Source organism: Mesorhizobium sp. M6A.T.Ce.TU.002.03.1.1 (assembly GCF_003997275.1).
In the GTDB taxonomy this organism is placed as follows: Bacteria; Pseudomonadota; Alphaproteobacteria; order Rhizobiales; family Rhizobiaceae; genus Mesorhizobium; species Mesorhizobium mediterraneum.
Genome location: NZ_RZTI01000007.1, coordinates 16,448 through 32,188 on the forward strand (window position 1 = coordinate 16,448; position 15,741 = coordinate 32,188).

At 61.4% G+C, this 15,741-nt stretch carries 15 protein-coding genes; 7 read left to right on the forward strand and 8 right to left on the reverse strand.

Annotated features, from left to right (window positions below; translation table 11 throughout):
- Positions 1-9: 9 nt before the first annotated feature.
- A complete protein-coding gene (locus tag EOC93_RS03745; protein WP_127203883.1) occupies positions 10-561 on the reverse strand; it encodes an iron-containing alcohol dehydrogenase in 552 nt (183 codons plus the stop codon).
- 80 nt (positions 562-641) lie between these two features.
- Positions 642-1,883 carry an ROK family transcriptional regulator gene (locus EOC93_RS03750; RefSeq protein WP_095483635.1) on the reverse strand — a complete coding sequence of 414 codons (1,242 nt, stop codon included), beginning with the start codon at positions 1,881-1,883 and terminating at the stop codon, positions 642-644.
- A 223-nt stretch (positions 1,884-2,106) separates the two neighbouring features.
- Between EOC93_RS03750 and EOC93_RS03755 the strand changes: the two genes are divergently transcribed.
- The 5 genes from EOC93_RS03755 (at position 2,107) to EOC93_RS03775 (ending at position 7,062) form a co-directional block, all read left to right on the forward strand.
- Complete coding sequence (locus EOC93_RS03755; protein ID WP_127203884.1) at positions 2,107-2,313, forward strand: hypothetical protein; 207 nt, start codon at positions 2,107-2,109, stop codon at positions 2,311-2,313.
- Positions 2,310-3,905: an FGGY-family carbohydrate kinase gene (locus tag EOC93_RS03760; RefSeq protein WP_127203885.1), complete on the forward strand. Its 1,596-nt coding sequence runs from the start codon at positions 2,310-2,312 to the stop codon at positions 3,903-3,905. The genes EOC93_RS03755 and EOC93_RS03760 overlap by 4 nt, the downstream gene beginning before the upstream one ends.
- Positions 3,906-4,149: 244 nt before the next feature.
- Positions 4,150-5,121 (forward strand): substrate-binding domain-containing protein, encoded by a 972-nt coding sequence (locus EOC93_RS03765; protein ID WP_206532210.1) that lies wholly within the window; start codon positions 4,150-4,152, stop codon positions 5,119-5,121.
- A 133-nt stretch (positions 5,122-5,254) separates the two neighbouring features.
- The gene (locus EOC93_RS03770) at positions 5,255-6,241 is read left to right on the forward strand and encodes an ABC transporter permease (RefSeq protein WP_127203886.1); all 987 of its coding nucleotides are present in this window, start codon (positions 5,255-5,257) and stop codon (positions 6,239-6,241) included.
- The gene (locus EOC93_RS03775; RefSeq protein ID WP_095483640.1) at positions 6,241-7,062 is read left to right on the forward strand and encodes an ATP-binding cassette domain-containing protein; all 822 of its coding nucleotides are present in this window, start codon (positions 6,241-6,243) and stop codon (positions 7,060-7,062) included. Before EOC93_RS03770 ends, EOC93_RS03775 begins: the two co-directional genes overlap by 1 nt.
- Positions 7,063-7,079: 17 nt before the next feature.
- On the opposite strand, the gene EOC93_RS03780 is transcribed toward EOC93_RS03775, so the two are convergent.
- The 6 genes from EOC93_RS03780 to EOC93_RS03805 form a co-directional block, all read right to left on the reverse strand.
- Complete coding sequence (locus EOC93_RS03780) at positions 7,080-7,808, reverse strand: SDR family oxidoreductase (RefSeq protein ID WP_127203887.1); 729 nt, start codon at positions 7,806-7,808, stop codon at positions 7,080-7,082.
- A 53-nt stretch (positions 7,809-7,861) separates the two neighbouring features.
- Positions 7,862-8,992, reverse strand: a complete 1,131-nt coding sequence (gene ugpC, locus EOC93_RS03785) for a sn-glycerol-3-phosphate ABC transporter ATP-binding protein UgpC (protein WP_127203888.1) — start codon at positions 8,990-8,992, stop codon at positions 7,862-7,864.
- 4 nt (positions 8,993-8,996) lie between these two features.
- Positions 8,997-9,830, reverse strand: coding sequence for a carbohydrate ABC transporter permease (locus EOC93_RS03790; RefSeq protein ID WP_095483643.1), 834 nt, complete (start codon positions 9,828-9,830; stop codon positions 8,997-8,999).
- Positions 9,830-10,768: a sugar ABC transporter permease gene (locus EOC93_RS03795; protein ID WP_095483991.1), complete on the reverse strand. Its 939-nt coding sequence runs from the start codon at positions 10,766-10,768 to the stop codon at positions 9,830-9,832. The genes EOC93_RS03790 and EOC93_RS03795 overlap by 1 nt, the downstream gene beginning before the upstream one ends.
- A 62-nt stretch (positions 10,769-10,830) precedes the next feature.
- Entirely contained in the window at positions 10,831-12,114 is a 1,284-nt protein-coding gene (locus EOC93_RS03800; RefSeq protein ID WP_127203889.1) for an extracellular solute-binding protein, read from the reverse strand.
- A 127-nt stretch (positions 12,115-12,241) separates the two neighbouring features.
- On the reverse strand, positions 12,242-13,258 hold the full coding sequence (locus EOC93_RS03805; RefSeq protein WP_127203890.1) for a hypothetical protein: 1,017 nt from the start codon (positions 13,256-13,258) through the stop codon (positions 12,242-12,244).
- 399 nt (positions 13,259-13,657) lie between these two features.
- Here EOC93_RS03805 and EOC93_RS03810 point away from each other — a divergent pair, with 399 nt between their 5' ends.
- Entirely contained in the window at positions 13,658-14,926 is a 1,269-nt protein-coding gene (locus EOC93_RS03810; RefSeq protein ID WP_127203891.1) for an ADP-dependent glucokinase/phosphofructokinase, read from the forward strand.
- A gap of 12 nt (positions 14,927-14,938) precedes the next feature.
- A complete protein-coding gene (locus tag EOC93_RS03815; RefSeq protein ID WP_127203892.1) occupies positions 14,939-15,712 on the forward strand; it encodes an SDR family oxidoreductase in 774 nt (257 codons plus the stop codon).
- The last annotated feature ends 29 nt before the right edge of the window (positions 15,713-15,741 follow it).

A 15,741-nucleotide genomic window follows, 5' to 3' on the forward strand; every position in this document is an offset into this window, starting at 1 on the left:
ACAGGTCGATCAGAGCGCGCTTCGATAGATCGACAGAATGTCCTGGCTCCCGAGCGGCCGGGGGTTGTTGTCGATCAGGCGCTTTATGGCAAAGGCCTCCTCGCCCCAGATCGGCAAATCTTGCCCCTGTGCGCCATGGCGCGACAGACGCATTTCGATGCCGAGCGCCTGGCAATAGTCCATGGCGCTCGTCAGAATGTCGTTGGCACGCGCACCGGCGCCGAGGCCCAGCATAGAGGCGACGCCAGCAGTCTTGTCTGGGCAGGCAGACGCGTTGAAGGCCAGCACGTGCGGGAAGATGATGGCGTTGGCCAGCCCATGGGGAAGCTTGAGCCGCGTGCCCAGAGGATAGGCCAAAGCATGGCCACCGGCGGTATTGACCGGCCCAAGCACACCCCACCGTAGTAAGAGGCCAGCATCATCCCGGCCCGCGCTTCGGTATCCGCCCCGTCGGCGACGGCGCGCCAGGTAGCGGCCCACCAGGTCGATGCCGAGGCGGGCATAGCCGTCGATCAGCGGATGAGCCTTGATATTGGTGTAGGTGCTGTCGTCATGCGGCAAGAAATGTGGGCGAGATGACTGTACGCCAAGGAGTTCAGAAGGATCTTGTCGCGATAATCATGGGTGTCACTGAAACAGCGTCATCCAGAAATCATGCTGCTTTGTGAAAGTGGATTGGCGCGGTCGATGGAAAGTCGATCGATGAGTTCCTCCACTTTCCCGAGGCTGAAGATATCCTCAAGCGCCAAATAAGCAGCGCCAAAAAGCGCACTGTCCTTCTGCGGATTGGCAAGTACGATCTGCAACTCGCGCGTGGCAAGTGGAAGGCATCGCTGGTAGACAAGCTCGCGGATACCCGACAGCAGAAACTCTCCACCCTTGGCGAGTGTGCCGCCCACCACGATCAGGCTTGGGTTGAGAATACTGACGACATCGGAGGCGACTTCCCCGATCACCCGCCCAGCGCTGCGCAGCAGCATCAGGGCTTCCGGCTTCTGCATTTCGACAAGCGATATGACATCACGGGCGTTCTCCGCCTGGAAGCCTTTGCTCGAGAGGTCCCGGGCAATCGCCCAGCCACCGGCGCGGGCTTCGACACAACCGAGCTTGCCACAGCGGCACAAAGGCGCGTTCTCGGAATTGAACTGGATATGGCCGATGTCGCCGGCCGCGCCCTGAGCGCCACGAAAGATCCTGCCGCCTGCGATAATGCCGCTGCCGATACCCGTTCCCGCTTTGATGAAGAACATGTCATCCACATGCGGGAAATTCTGGCGATGCTCGTGGATCGCCATCAGGTTAACGTCATTTTCGACATAGATTGGCACATCGAAGCGACGGCGCAGCCAGCCTATGATGTCGAATTCATCCCACCCGTGAAGGACCGAAGGACCGACGACGCGACCGCGTTTGAAATCGACCGGCGTGGGCATGCTGAGGCTGACCCCAAAAAGGGAGCCGTGGCTGGTTCGGGCCTTCGCTGCCAGGACGTCGAACCCATCGGCAATCTGCTCAAGGGAAGCCGCCGGTCCGTCCGACGCGTTGAACGGTATTGTACTTTGCGAGACAATCGCGGGTTCGAGGTCCATGGCGGCGAGATGGATGTAGGCTTCGCCAATATTGGCGACGAGAAAGAAACCCGCCCGTTCATTGATCCCAAGCACGCGCGTCGGCCTCCCGCCACTCGGCATGGTGCGCGCCGTCTCGCGGATCAGGCCTGAGTCAATCAGCGCATTCAGGCGCTGGGTGACAGTCACTCGCGACAATCCCGACGCGTCGAGCAACGCCGACCGAGACGTGGCAGCACCGGTCGCAATAAGCGAGAGAATTTCACCGCTGTTCGCAAGGGCGGGATGCTCCGCCGTACCATTTGTCCTGGCCATTCCGCTCTTCCCTGTTTGCCCGAGATTTAGCCACAAACCCAAGGGAGATAAAGGCTTGTCCGCAAGAAAGCCTTGTATATTTTGAATAAAAATATACAATACTACGTTGACTTATAGACATATCTATGGCTAAGAGGACGCCTTCTGGGAGAACCAACAAACTTGCGTGGCTGACCCGCGCTGTTCCGACGTTTCTACGTCACTCGATCAAACGGGCCCTCACATGTTGTCAGCGCAGAAGGACTTCGCCCACCCGGATCTCCTGGCGAAAGCCATTCGCGCGCTGTCAGTGGATGCAGTCGAGAACGCCACCAATCCCGTCTGGCCTGACCGTGATCGCGTCGTGCTCAGCAATGGCCACGGCTCGATGCTGCTCCAGGCAGTCGAGAAGGCGGTTTACAGGCCACTCGAGAAACAGCAGGCGAGATGACCGCAACCTACGTCATCGGACTGGACTACGGTACCGGGTCAGCCCGCGGCGTTCTGCTTGACGCCGCAACCGGCGAGCAGATCGGCAGCCACACGCATGTCTATCGCCATGACGTCATGACGCAGAGCCTTCTTGACGGCACGCCCTTGCAGCGGTCATGGGCGTTGCAGAACGCCGCCGACTATCTCGATGCGGCGGAAGAAATTCTAGGTGTGTTGGGGCGCGGACGGGTCATCGAGTCGATCGGGCTGGGCTTCTCGGCAAGCTCCCCGATGCCGACCACCACCGACGGCACAGCCCTCTCCGAACTTCATCCTGGCGAGCCCCATGCCTATGTAAAACTGTGGAAGCATCGCGCCGCGCAGCCCTACGCGGACGCGATCAACCGTGTCGGCGGATCCTTCCTGCGCAATTTCGGCGGCAAGCTTTCCGGGGAATGGCTGCTTCCAAAGGCCGCCCAGATCGCGGGCGAAGCACCGCACATATGGAGCGCGGCCGGCCGGTTTATCGAGTCCGGCGATTGGCTTGTCTGGCAGCTGACCGGCCGCGAAGTGCGAAGTCTGGGATTTGCAGCCTACAAGGCCCAGTATTCCGAGACTGAAGGCTATCCGCAGGGCATCGTGCCCGGCCTGTCCGAAAAGCTCTCGGTGCCGCACCGTATTGGCACGCCGGCTGGAAGCCTGTCTGAGGCATGGCGGGCGCGCACCGGAGTCGGCGGTCGCGCGATCGTCGCGGTGGCGGTCATTGATTCACACGTCGTGCTGCCCGCGGTTGGGGCCGTGTCGTCCGGCTGTCTCGTCGGTGCGCTCGGGACTTCGGCTGTCTATCTCTTGTTGAACGAACAGTTCCGTCCTTTGCCGCCCGGCATTGAAGGCGTGGCCAAGGATGGATCGGTTCGTGATCTCTGGTGCTACGAGGCCGGGCAGGCCGGGTTCGGCGACACGCTCGCCTGGTTCGTGAAGGCCTTTCCGCGTGGTGCCGACGAAGCAGAAAGTTTCCGTGTCTACAATCGCGAGGCGGCCGGGCTCGAACCCGGCGCTAACCATCTCGTAGCGCTCGACTGGTGGAACGGCAACCGCGTGCCGCTCGCGGATTCAGACCTCAGCGGCATGCTTGTCGGCCTCACCACCGAGACCACGGGCGTCGGCATCTACCGCGCACTGATCGAGTCACTGTGTTTTGGCGCTCGCACGGTGGTCGACCTCTTCGAGGCCGGCGATTTTGCTATCAACCGCGTGATCCTGACGAGCGGGCTGGCTCAGAACAATCCATTGCTGGTGCAGATCATGGCCGACGTGCTGGGGCGTGTCGTAGAGGTTCCAAGCATTGCCCATGCAACGGCCGTCGGCGCGGCGGTCCATGGTGCGGTCGCGGCCGAACTGGTGAACGGTTTCGCCGAGGGCACGGCCCGGTTCGGCGCGCGCACCTTCACGCCCTATCGGCCCCGTCGCGAAAGCGCGGCCGCCTACCGGTCTCTCTACAAGAATTATCGGCAGCTCAGCGACAGCCAGGCCGTGCGCAAGGCCATGCACGATCTGAACAGGGCGGCGTCTCTCGACCGGCCGGCGGAAGAAACGAAATCGGTGGCCTGAAAGGACGATTGCCACCCCGTCGATTTCTGTTGCGGAATCGCATCCTCGTCATGCAGAGCGCGCCCTGAGGCGCGGCTAACACCTACAATAATGTATAAAAACATACATAATTATGGATATAATGTTTGACGGTACGCAAAACGTATGCGTTACTCAGTGGGCCTTTGGGAGAAGGGTTCAACAACTCGGGAGGAGTTTCATGTCCACTTTGCCTATGTCGACCGGCACCAAATCCGGAACCGTCGTGAAATCAACCGTTGCGGGCCTTGTGTTCTTCGGGACTGCCTTTGCAGTGACCGCCCATGCCTCGGCCGAGGAAGTCATTGTTGGCCTCGTCACCAAGACGGAGGTCAACCCGTTCTTTGTAAAAATGCGTCAGGCTGCCGAAGAGGCGGCCAAGGCCAAGGGCGTCAAGTTGATCGCCCGCGCCGGCAAGTTCGACGGCGACAATGAAGGCCAGGTCACTGCGATCGAGGATCTGATCAGCGCGGGCGCCAAAGGTATATTGGTGACGCCGAACAATTCGACCGGCATGCTGGGTGTCATCAAGAAGGCGCGCGATGCAGGGGTCCTCGTGATCGCGCTCGATACCGCGACCGAGCCGGCCGATGCCGTCGACGCGACGTTTGCCACGGACAATTTCGAGGCCGGCGTGGAGCAGGGCGCCTATGCCCGCAAGGCGCTCGGCGACAAGAAGCCGGTGCTTGCCATGCTCGATGGAACGCCTGGCGGCACGGTCGATACGTTCCGGCACAATGGATATCTGAAGGGCTTCGGGCTCGCCGAAGGTGATCCGGCTATTGCCGGCTCGGCCATTACCAACGGTGCGCAGGACAAGGGCCAGGTCGGCATGGAAAACCTGCTCTCGAAGAATGGCGAGATCAATGCCGTCTACACCATCAACGAGCCAGCCGCCGCCGGCGCCTACGCGGCGTTGAAATCCTTCGGCAAAGAGGCCGATGTCATGCTGACCTCGATCGACGGCGGCTGTGCCGGCGTTCGCGACGTCAAAGCCGGCAAGATCGCCGCGACCGTCATGCAGTTCCCCTACAAGATGGCGGCCATGGGTGTCGATGCGGTCGCGGACTATGCGACCAACGGCAAGAAGCCGAGTGGGTTCGTCAATACGGGGTCGTTCCTGATCACCGACAAGCCGGTTGAAGGGATTGACTCCAAGGATACCGAATGGGGCCTCAAGAACTGCTGGGGCGACTGATTTCTGAATCCTCCCGGCGGGACCATGCTGGACAGGCCGTCGACAAGGCGGTGTATCTGTATCGGCATGGTCCCGTTCGTTTCCGGCCCAACCCTTGAGGTCGGGAAACGTGGCGACCGTTCCAGAGGGCACTATGAATTCGGCATCAGCACTCTCTTTCGGCAGGATGTCCAAGATTGCCGCGAGGTTCGTCGGCACGCCATCGGTTGGTCCACTGCTTGTACTGCTCGCTTTCGGCCTGATCTTTTCCCTGACCAATCCGCGTTTTCTCGCCACACAAAACCTGTCGATCATTCTCCAGCAGACGGTGATCATCGGTACCTTGGCCATTGGCCAAACCTTGATCATCCTGACGGCCGGCATCGACCTCGCAGTGGGGGCGATATGCGTATTGGGCACCATCCTTGCCGGAAAACTGGCCAACAGCGGCTATGATCCGATTGCGGCCATGGGCTTGGCCGTTCTCGCCTGCTCGGCGGCCGGTGTCGCGGCTGGAAGCCTGATCAGCGGTCTGCGCCTGCCGCCCTTCATCGTGACGCTCGGTATATTGGGCATCATCACCGCCGCGCTCAGGCTGATTTCGGCGGGCGGGGCATTTCCGGTCACCGACGAAATTCTCGGCTGGACGGGAAACACCGTCCGCCTGAACGGCTTCATCGTCACCTACGGCGTCATCATCATGCTCCTCCTCTATGGAATGGTCTGGTTCCTTCTCAACCAGACCCAATGGGGGCGACATGTCTACGCGGTCGGCAACAATCCGGAAGCCGCCAGGCTTGTCGGCATACCGGTCGGCCGACTTCTCCTCTCGGTCTACGTCCTTGCGGCGTTCATTTATGGGATCGCGGCCTGGCTGGCGCTCGGCCGGATCCCCAACGCCGACCCCAATGCCTTGCAGACCGCCAATCTCGATTCCATCACCGCCGTCGTCATCGGCGGCACCAGCCTGTTCGGTGGCCGGGGCGGATTGATCGGCACACTGATAGGCGCGCTGATCGTCGGCGTCCTGCGCAACGGGCTGACGCTCGCCGGCATTGATCCGCTCTGGCAGGATCTGGTCACAGGCATTCTCGTGATCGTGGCGGTCGCGCTAGATCAATTGACCAGAGGGAGGCGGTGATGACGCCTGTCGAGCCGAGAGAGCCGGTGGCGACCGCTCCAGTTGGCGTCGTCCTCGAAGCGCGCAACGTGATCAAACGCTACGGGCACATCACCGCTCTCGACGGTGTCGATTTCGAACTGCGCTCCGGCGAAATCCTGGCGGTCGTTGGCGACAACGGCGCTGGAAAGAGCTCGCTGATCAAGGCGCTGACCGGAGCGATCGTCCCTGACAACGGCGACATCCTGCTGGACGGCCAACCCGTCCACTTCAAGGGTCCGCTGGACGCACGCAAGCTGGGCATCGAGACGGTCTACCAGGATCTCGCCGTTGCGGCCGCGCTCGATATCGCCAGCAATCTGTTTCTGGGTCGGGAACGCCGCCGCCCCGGATTCCTCGGCAATGTCCTGCGCATGCTCGACAAGAAGGGCATGCGAGCAGAGGCAGAACGCAGCATGGCGGAACTGAAATTCCGCCTGCCGTCGATCGGCAGCGCCGTGGAAGCGCTGTCAGGCGGTCAGCGTCAGGGCGTCGCTGTTGCCAGAGCGGCACTATTCGCCAAGAAGCTTGCGATCATGGATGAGCCCACAGCAGCACTCGGCGTGCGGGAAACTGGCCAGGTTCTCGACCTGATCCAGGCAATCCGGCAGCGTGGACTGCCGGTAGTCCTGATCAGCCACAACATGCCGAACGTCTTCGAAATCGCCGACCGCATCCACATCATGCGGCTCGGCAAACGTGCGGCCGTGGTCAGTCCGAAAACCCACACCATGGCCGATGTCGTCGCCATCATGACCGGCGCGGCGAAGTTCGAAGAACCGGCAGCATCAGCTTCTCGGTAGGACCGCGGTCATAGGCCTCATCGGCAGGTATAGCCGCCATCGATGGGGAGCGACACGCCGGTGATCATCGAGGCCGTATCGCTGAGCAGGAACACGATCGGGCCGGCGATTTCGTCCTCTGTTGCCCACCGGCCGAGCGGCATCTGTTTCAGGAAGGGTTCGGCGACATGCGGCTGGCTCCAGTGGCCGGACGAGATTGGTGTCATGACCACGGTCGGATTGACGCTGTTGACGCGGATTCCGTATTTGCCCAACTCCAAAGCCGAACAGCGCGTGATGTTTTCGAGCGCAGCCTTCGAAGAGCCGTAGGAAATGTGCCCCTCGAGCGCGACCAGCGCCGCCTGGCTGGAGACATTGACGATCGCCCCGCCCTTGCCGATGCGGACCATCTGCTGCGTTGCATATTTGGTGACCAATAGCGCACCACGCGCATTGATGGTGATGACCTTGTCGAAAATGGCGATGTCTGTATCCATCGGCGTCGCGATCTCGCCGCCGAAACCGCCGCAATTGACCACTCCCCAGAGGTCGAGCCCTTCGAGAGCGCCGCGAATCTCGTCTTCCGAGGCAAGGTCGAAGGTCACAGTGCGGCAGCCCGTCTCCTTTGCGATCGCAACGAGCGCTTCGCGGGAGCGTCCGGCAGCAATCACGTCGGCGTTCGCTCGCGCCAGGTGCCGAACGGTGGCGCCGCCGATGCCGCCGCTGCCGCCCGTCACCAGAATCTTTCTTCCCTGAAAATCCGTCATGATTTCCTCTTAGCCCCTGTTTGAAGTTTTAAGCTTGTGTCGCGGCAGCCCGATCAGTTGACACGCTCCTTGAGCAGGACGCGTTCCGCATGCGCGGCGGCTGCATTGGAAATTCTGTCTCCGGCCTCGTTGAAAAGGTGGCAGACGTCAGCCGGCAGCGTGATTGCGATGCGTTCGCCCGCCCGCACGATCCGGCCTCGGCTGTCACGAATGATCAGGCTTTCCTCGCGTTCATTGGCATGTATGAATGTGTCGCTGCCAAGCAGTTCGACCATGGAAGCCTGCACGACATGGGCATCGGCCTGTCCGTGGCCCGCAAGCACGACATGTTCCGGCCGAATGCCCAGCGTAACGCGATCGCCGGGCTCGACATGCCGCTCGACCGGAATGTCTAGTACCGGTCCCCAGGAAAGAGCCACGGTCACGACCATCTCGCGAATGGCAGCAACCTTGCCGTTCAGGAAATTCATCGCCGGCGAACCAATGAATCCGGCAACGAACAAATTGGCTGGCCGATGGTAAAGCTCGAGCGGTGTGCCGACCTGTTCGATGCGCCCGCCATTCATCACCACGATGCGGTCGGCAAGCGTCATGGCTTCCACCTGGTCGTGCGTGACGTAGACCATGGTGGATGCCAGTTCAGCCTTCAGCCGCGCGATCTCCACCCGCATGCCGACACGCAATGCCGCGTCGAGATTGGAAAGTGGCTCGTCGAGCAGGAAGAGTTTCGGCTTGCGTGTCATGGCGCGGCCGATCGCGACACGCTGGCGCTGTCCGCCGGAAAGCTCTCGTGGCTTGCGCTTAAGATAGGAGCCGAGCCGCAGTTTCTCGGCAGCACGCCTTACGCGTTCAACGATTTCGGCGGCGGGCGTCCGTGCGATCTTCAGGCCGAAACCGATGTTGCGGCCGACATCCATGTGCGGATAGAGCGCGTAGGACTGGAACACCATGGCCACGCCTCTTGCCGGTGGCTCGGCACCGCTCATATCCACGCCATCGATCAGGATACGGCCGGAGCTGATCGGCTCCAGCCCGGCGATGATCCGAAGCAGTGTGGACTTGCCGCAGCCCGACGGTCCCACCAGGACGCAGAACTCGCCGTCCTCGATTGTCAGCGACAGTTCCGGAATGACGGTCGTATTGCCGAAGGCCTTGGTGACTTTGTCGATCGAAAGCATTGCCATGGGTCTAGCCTTTGACCGCACCGGCGAGCAGGCCCCGCACGAAGGCGCGCTGCACCAGCACATAAAGGAGGATGAGGGGAAGTGCGATGAGCGTAAGGATTGCGAAGAGGGCGCCGGGATTGGCCATATAGAGGCCGGAGTACTGCATGGGCACGATGGTGAGCGTCTTCATCTCGCTCTTAGTGAGAACGATGAGGGCGAGGAAGAACTCGTTCCACGTCACGATGAACTGCCAGATCGTGACGAAGACCAGGGCCGGCCGCACCAGCGGCAAGGCCACGTGCCAATAGGTTTGCCAGGCGTTGCAGCCATCTACCCGCGCCGCCTCGAAGAGTTCACGCGGGGCATCTTCCATGAAGGACTTGAGGATGACCATGGCAAACGGCACGCCGAGCGCCGCGTAGGGCAGGATGAGTCCGATATAGGTGTTCACCCAGCCGAAATTCTGAAGGAGGATGGCGAGCGGCAGGACCATGGAGGCGAGCGGAACCATCAAGGTCGTGAGCAGCGTGGTGTAGAGGAAGATCGAGCCCTTCAGCCTCAGGATTGCGCAGGCGAAGGCGAACAGCGAGGAGACCGCGACCACGATCACCACTGTCGCAACCGTGATGATCAGGCTGTTCAGAAAAATGGCCCCCAGCGGATTGTCGCGAATGACGGTGACGAAGTTGTCGAAGGTCACCGGCCAGGTGAAGAGCTCTGCGTCGAAGGCCTGAGCCGGGGTGCGCAGCCCGATCGACAGCATGTAGATCTGGGGCACCATCCAGAAGCCGAGCACGATGAAGAGGACGGCATGGATGAGCATGCCGCGGATTCGGAGGCGGGTGAGGGGCATCATCACGGATGCTGCCTTGCCGCGGGCGTCAGGCGGGCGCCCAGCGCTGCGATCTGGATCAGCGAGAGGGTGAGCGCGATGACCAGCACGATGACGGAGAGCGCGGCCCCGCTGCCTGTGTCGCCCAGCACGAAGCTCTGCTTGAAGATGAATGTGCCGAAGACCTCGCTGGCCCGGTTCGGTCCGCCGCCGGTCATCAGGTGCACGATGGGGAAGGTCTGCAATGTGCCGATAACGCCCAGGAGCAGCAGGGATTTCGTTGCAGGGGCAAGCATCGGCACGATCACATGCACGGCAAGCCGCCAGCCCTTCGCTCCGTCTATGCGGGCGGCATCGAGCACTTCGCTGGGCAGGTTGGCGATGCCGGCGATGTACATGAGCATCGAGAAGCCGGTCCATTGCCAGATGTTGACGATGATCAGCGCATAGATCGCCGTCTCCGGGTCGCCGATCGGTGACGTCGCCATGACGATGCCGACGCGCTTCAAATACTCCTGGGCAATGCCATAGTAGGGCGCGTAAATTTGCACCCAAACCAGGCTGATGACCGAAACCGAGGTCACCACGGGCAGGAAGAACATGGTGCGAAAGAAGCCGCGAAGGGCGTGGGTATGGCGCTCGATGAAATAGGCGAGCAGCCCGCCAATCAGCATCTGCACCGGTATGGTGATGACGCCCCACAGAAACATGTTGCGCACCACGGTCCAGAAGGTCGGATCGCCGAGAACCGTCCTGTAGTTGGCAAGTCCGGCAAAGACCGCTCCGGCGCTTGTGCCGACATAGAGGCTCTGCCCGGCGACCCAGAGAATCGGATAGGCGATGAAGACGACAAACAGAAGCGTCGCCGGAAGCACGAAAAGATAGAGCCGCGAAGCTCTGGATGCCGATCGCCGCCCGACCTTCGCGATGGTGGATCCGGCTCGCATAGCTTCTGTGCTCATGATGCTTGCCATTTCAGAATGAAAGCGACCGGGCGCGTCTGCGCCCGGTCGTTCGTCCCAGGTTACTTTGCAGCAAGTGCCTTCTCGGTCGCCGCCTGCACGGTGGCGAGCGCTGCTTCCGGCTCGATGCTGCCAGCCGCGACGCCGGCAAGCGCATTGTCGAGCGCCTCGGCGACTGCCGGCGAGGCAAAGCGCTGGTTTTCCGCCTTGGGCAGGTCTGCCATGAAGCGGGCCGACATCTCCTTCACGTGATCGGTAATGTCGCCCTTCGGCGAATAGCCCTCGAACGCCGGGAGGTCGTTGAGGTCATTCAACGCCTCCTGAAGGCCAACGCCGTTGGTGAGTTCGGCAAGAAAAGTCCAGGCTTCGGGGTTCTTGCCACCATTCTTGGTCAGGCCGTAGCCGATGTCGATGCCGCCGACGGGCGGGCTCGCTGGATTGCCGTCCTTGACAGGAGGCAGATAAAAAAAGTCGAAGCCGTCCATGTTCTGGACAAACTCGGACAGTGGGGGAGGGAACTTGCTTTCCTGCATCCACCAGGAGCCGAGCGCCATCATGCCGACCCTGCCCTGTGCAAAGAGCTGAGCGCCCGTCGGATAGGCATGCGCCCCAAGCGCTCCCTGTTGGAAGATGCCGTCGTCGAAAAGGCCTTTCCAGGCCTTCATCGCCTCGACGAGTTCCGGTGCTGTCCAGGGCGTTTCGCCCGCCTGGGCCTTGTCGACGATGCCCGGCGAGAACTGGTTGGCGAGCATGAGGAAAACGTTCTCGTTCTGCCAGCCGTCGGCCGCGCCCTGGAACATCGGAATATAGCCGTTGTCGGTCAGCGCCTTGGCCGCAGCTTTCAACTCGTCATAGGTCTTTGGTGCCGAAAGATTGAGCTTTTCGAAGACCTTGCGGTTGTACCAGATGCACAGAACCTGGGATTCCTGGGGGATGATGTAATAATTTTCGTCGCCCTTCGGATTGCCCATCAGCATCTGCCTGCGGTTGACCGGGAAGATCTTTTCCGCCCACTTGTCGCCCCACTGCTTGGCGGCGCGCTCGTTCACCGCTTCAAGATTTTCGCGATACTGTTGGGTGAGCGATCCCGGCTGCAGACCGATCACGTCAGGCAGGCTCCCGGACGCCGCCGCCGCCTTCAGGGCGGTGATGTATTCGGGCGAATAGTTGTAATAGGTATATTTCACCTTGACGTCCGGATGTGCCTTCTCGAAGGCGGCGATGGACTTGTTCATCGTGCTCTGCACGAACCAGGACCAGACAGTCACCTCTTTCTGCTCGGCATTCGCCGACGCAGAAAGAGCGGCGGCGAGGATCGTCGTCGCAAGAAACAGCATCTTCCTCATAGTATTCCTCCCTTTTTCTACCACGTAGTGAGCGTCGCGAGCCTCCTACTCGCGGGCGCAATGACCCATTGGAGGGTCGCTTTCCTAACCGACAGCGTTTTGCATGCGCCGCTCACCAGTTCCGGCGTCAGGCGGCCTTGGCGGCTGCGACCGTCAACACGTCTTCCGTGATCACCCGGTCGTCCGCGAGCGGGCGGTTTGGCGTCAGGCCGAGCTTCTGCAGGTCGCCGTGATAGGCGCGCACGGCTTCCTCCGGGCCAATTGTGCCGTCAGCAACCGCCCGCATCAAAACGATGAGGTGAAGCGGCGCCTCGGCGAGGTTGATCTTGCGGCCGAAGAGCGCCAGGCGAGCGCCATAGCGCTGCGACTGGGCGACGAGCTCGAACGTGTCGCGGGTGGTGCCAGCCCCGCCGCCGAGCACGCCGACGATCAACTCGGAATCGAAATTGGCGAGTTCTTCCATCGCCTTCGGCCCGTTATACGGTGTCTTCAGGAACAGCGGACGCTCGGCCTTCGGCACGCTCGCCAATGACTTGATGATGTTGTCGTTGACGAATTCGCCGATTTGCTCGCTGCTGAGACCGATATCGACGCTTGGATTGAAGACCTCGTAGAAATATTTGAAGTTGGTCCGAGCCGCCTCGGCGCGGAACTCGGCAAAGGCATTCAACGTGCGGATGTCGAGTTCGACATCGTTGCTGAAGGAAACCGAATAGAGAGCAAGGTCCGTGCCGCGCGTCGGATAGTTGGCGATAGCGCGCGAAAGATTGGCATCGCGGAATGGCACCGACGGCTTCTGGGTATAGACGCCGTGACGCACGGCGCCCCAGCACATCGTTTCCAGATTGCCGCGGATCGCCGGTTTCATCTCACTGCCGAAGAAAGCGCCACGCTCGTCGAGAAGATCAAGGTTGGACTGCGACACCAGCATGATGTCGACGATGTCCTGTTTGATGATCTCCTCGATCTGGGCGATGAACTCCTGGCGGCTACGGCGGCGCGGCGGCTTGACCGAATAGTCGAAGCCTGTAGCGGTCACGCCGGCGCCAACGTCGCTGTCCTTGGCATCGGCAATGACGAAATCGGTCGGCTTGTAGCGGCCGGCGCGAATGTTTGCCAGCTTCCTGTCGAGTCTCGTGACCATAGTTGTTCCTCGGTGGACATTTTGGGCGGCTCTGTTGCCGCGCTCTTGCTTCGCCGTTCCAACGTCATAGGCAGATATTTCTCACAATCTGTCAATAGCTACCTAAATCTTTCTAATTTGCGTGATGAGGGCACGTGGCGGCGCGCCAATCTCATTCATCTGCCATAAGTTAGGATTTGCCTAGAATTAACACATTGTTTTCATTATAATATATTCAGGAGCCCCAACGAATGGCGCACTCTGAGCATTTGCACGAATTGCGTGCTGCGATGCCCCATGAGCCGGCTCCGCAACGCCATTTCTGCGCAATTCCGGCGCGAAGCTACAGAATTGCATTGACGCTGTGGAAGATAATGATAGCAATTGGCAGTGTCGGCAGAGGTGAGGAGGAGCGCGGCCGTGAGGGATGGTTTCGTCGCATCGTGCGCAGAACGCTATCGCGCCCTGATCGATCCGCGGTCCGGTTCGCTTGGCGCGGATGCCCTTGCGTCGGCGGGCCTGTTCCTGTGCGGCATCAGCGCATGCATCGATGCGCGGGTCGAGATGCACGACATGCAGCCGCTTCTGGGCGCACCGAACGGCAGCCCTGCGGCGCAACTCGCCGATCTTCTTCTTTCGCGTGCCGCGCGCGGGGTGGGCGGCGAGGTGCGGTTCGACTGGCCGGAAGGCCCGGCGTGGCTGCGCGAGCGCTTGCCGCTGCGCTATGCACTGGGCGGAACCGGTCCTCAGGCGGCTTGGGTGCTAGGGCAACTTGGGGTCCGCTCCCTGGTCGCCATCGAGGATCGTCACGCGGCAATGCTGCGGTTGATACCGGCCGGCGTTCTGCTGGCGGAAAGCGAGACGCTCAAGACGCCGGATGCAGTGTCCCCGGCTGGTCCGCACATCCCGGAAATCTTCATCTTCGAATTCACCGCCGGCCGCGCGATCGGCGCCGTCGTGCCGACCCGCTCCTCACGTGTCATCGTGCGCTTCTGCGACCGCGGAATTCAGCATGACCAGGATTTCGAGACCATGTCGCGCCGGCTGGCGCCGTCAGCCGCAGCCGGGCTTCTTGCCGGGCTGAACGACGAGGCGGTGGAGAATGTCGGCGCCGCCAGCCGGCACGTCTTCGCTCTCAGCCGCGACTGGAAGGCAGCCGGCCTCAAGACGATCCATTTCGAGCTGGCGGGCTATGCCACGCAGCAGGCAGTCGAGGAGCTTTTTTCCCATTCCCGCGGTGCGATCACCTCGCTCGGAATGAGCCATTCCGAACTGCTCGCCATGAGCCCGTCCGCCCACCATCCCATGGAGGCTCTTGTGGCGCTAGGCGAGCGTCTCGATCTTGAGCGGGTGTGCGTGCATGCCGATACATGGGCCGCCGCCGCAACCTTGAACGATCCAAAGGAAGAGGAACGCGCACTGATGGCAGGCTGCGCTATCGCCAGCGCCAGGGCGGCGAATGGAGAACCCGCGCGAACCATCGCGATCGCACCGACGGCCGAATTCCATCCACTTCCTTTCGAAACGCCCGTCCGCAAGGGACGCTGGACCTTCGTTGCCTGCGCTTCTCCCTACTTGGAGAAGCCAGTGACGACGCTCGGCCTGGGTGACAGCTTCACCGCAGGCTGTCTGCTCATCCTCGGACAACACCGCCACGCCGACGCCGGTCCCGCACTCCAACGCGCCTGAAGGACAAATTCCATGTTTCTCGAACGGTTCCGACTTGACGGTAAAACTGCCTTCATCACCGGCGGCGGCCGCGGCATCGGCCTGTCGACGGCCGAAGCGCTCGCGGAGGCTGGCGCACGGGTTACCATATCGGACATGGATCCTCAGGTGTTGGAGGCGGGGCGTGACGAGCTAAAGCGGAAGGGCCACCAGGTCGAAGCGGTACAGCTCGACGTAACCGATTCCAAGGCCGTTGCCGCAGCCGCTCGATCTGCCAATGAGCGTCACGGCGCGGTCGATATCCTGATCGCCAATGCGGGGATCGCCTGGCCCGACACAGGCGGGGAGGATATGAGCGACGACGTATGGCTGAAGGTGATCGACGTCGACCTGAATGGCGCCTATTGGTCATGCCGGGAATTCGCAAGACCCATGCTCGAACGTGGCCGTGGCGCGATCGTCACGCTGGGTTCCATGTCCGGATTGATTTCCAACAAGCCGCAGCGTCAGGTGCACTACAACACCGCAAAGGCCGCCGTTCACCACATGACACGCAGCCTTGCCGGAGAATGGGCCGAGCGCGGCGTGAGGATAAACTGTGTCGCGCCGACCTATGTCGATACTGTCATGTCGCGCGGCGGCTTCACTGACAACAAGCTGATGCCGGTGTGGATGGAGATGACGCCGATGAGGCGCGTTGCGCGCCCCGACGAGATTGCCGCTTCCATCCTCTTCCTTGCCTCGGATGCTGCGAGCGCTATGACCGGCGCGGTTGTGGTTGTGGATTGCGGCTATACGATTTGGTAGAGATTGAACGATCTGGCCTGAAATCCGTC

What these genes read in the sequence shown, in the direction of transcription:
- EOC93_RS03750 (WP_095483635.1), bottom strand. Translation starts at nt 1,883, where the DNA reads ATGGCCAGGACAAATGGTACGGCGGAGCATCCCGCCCTTGCGAACAGC.
- EOC93_RS03755 (WP_127203884.1), top strand. Translation starts at nt 2,107, where the DNA reads ATGTTGTCAGCGCAGAAGGACTTCGCCCACCCGGATCTCCTGGCGAAA.
- EOC93_RS03760 (WP_127203885.1), top strand. Translation starts at nt 2,310, where the DNA reads ATGACCGCAACCTACGTCATCGGACTGGACTACGGTACCGGGTCAGCC.
- EOC93_RS03770 (WP_127203886.1), top strand. Translation starts at nt 5,255, where the DNA reads ATGAATTCGGCATCAGCACTCTCTTTCGGCAGGATGTCCAAGATTGCC.
- EOC93_RS03775 (WP_095483640.1), top strand. Translation starts at nt 6,241, where the DNA reads ATGACGCCTGTCGAGCCGAGAGAGCCGGTGGCGACCGCTCCAGTTGGC.
- EOC93_RS03780 (WP_127203887.1), bottom strand. Translation starts at nt 7,808, where the DNA reads ATGACGGATTTTCAGGGAAGAAAGATTCTGGTGACGGGCGGCAGCGGC.
- ugpC (WP_127203888.1), bottom strand. Translation starts at nt 8,992, where the DNA reads ATGGCAATGCTTTCGATCGACAAAGTCACCAAGGCCTTCGGCAATACG.
- EOC93_RS03790 (WP_095483643.1), bottom strand. Translation starts at nt 9,830, where the DNA reads ATGATGCCCCTCACCCGCCTCCGAATCCGCGGCATGCTCATCCATGCC.
- EOC93_RS03795 (WP_095483991.1), bottom strand. Translation starts at nt 10,768, where the DNA reads ATGAGCACAGAAGCTATGCGAGCCGGATCCACCATCGCGAAGGTCGGG.
- EOC93_RS03800 (WP_127203889.1), bottom strand. Translation starts at nt 12,114, where the DNA reads ATGAGGAAGATGCTGTTTCTTGCGACGACGATCCTCGCCGCCGCTCTT.
- EOC93_RS03805 (WP_127203890.1), bottom strand. Translation starts at nt 13,258, where the DNA reads ATGGTCACGAGACTCGACAGGAAGCTGGCAAACATTCGCGCCGGCCGC.
- EOC93_RS03815 (WP_127203892.1), top strand. Translation starts at nt 14,939, where the DNA reads ATGTTTCTCGAACGGTTCCGACTTGACGGTAAAACTGCCTTCATCACC.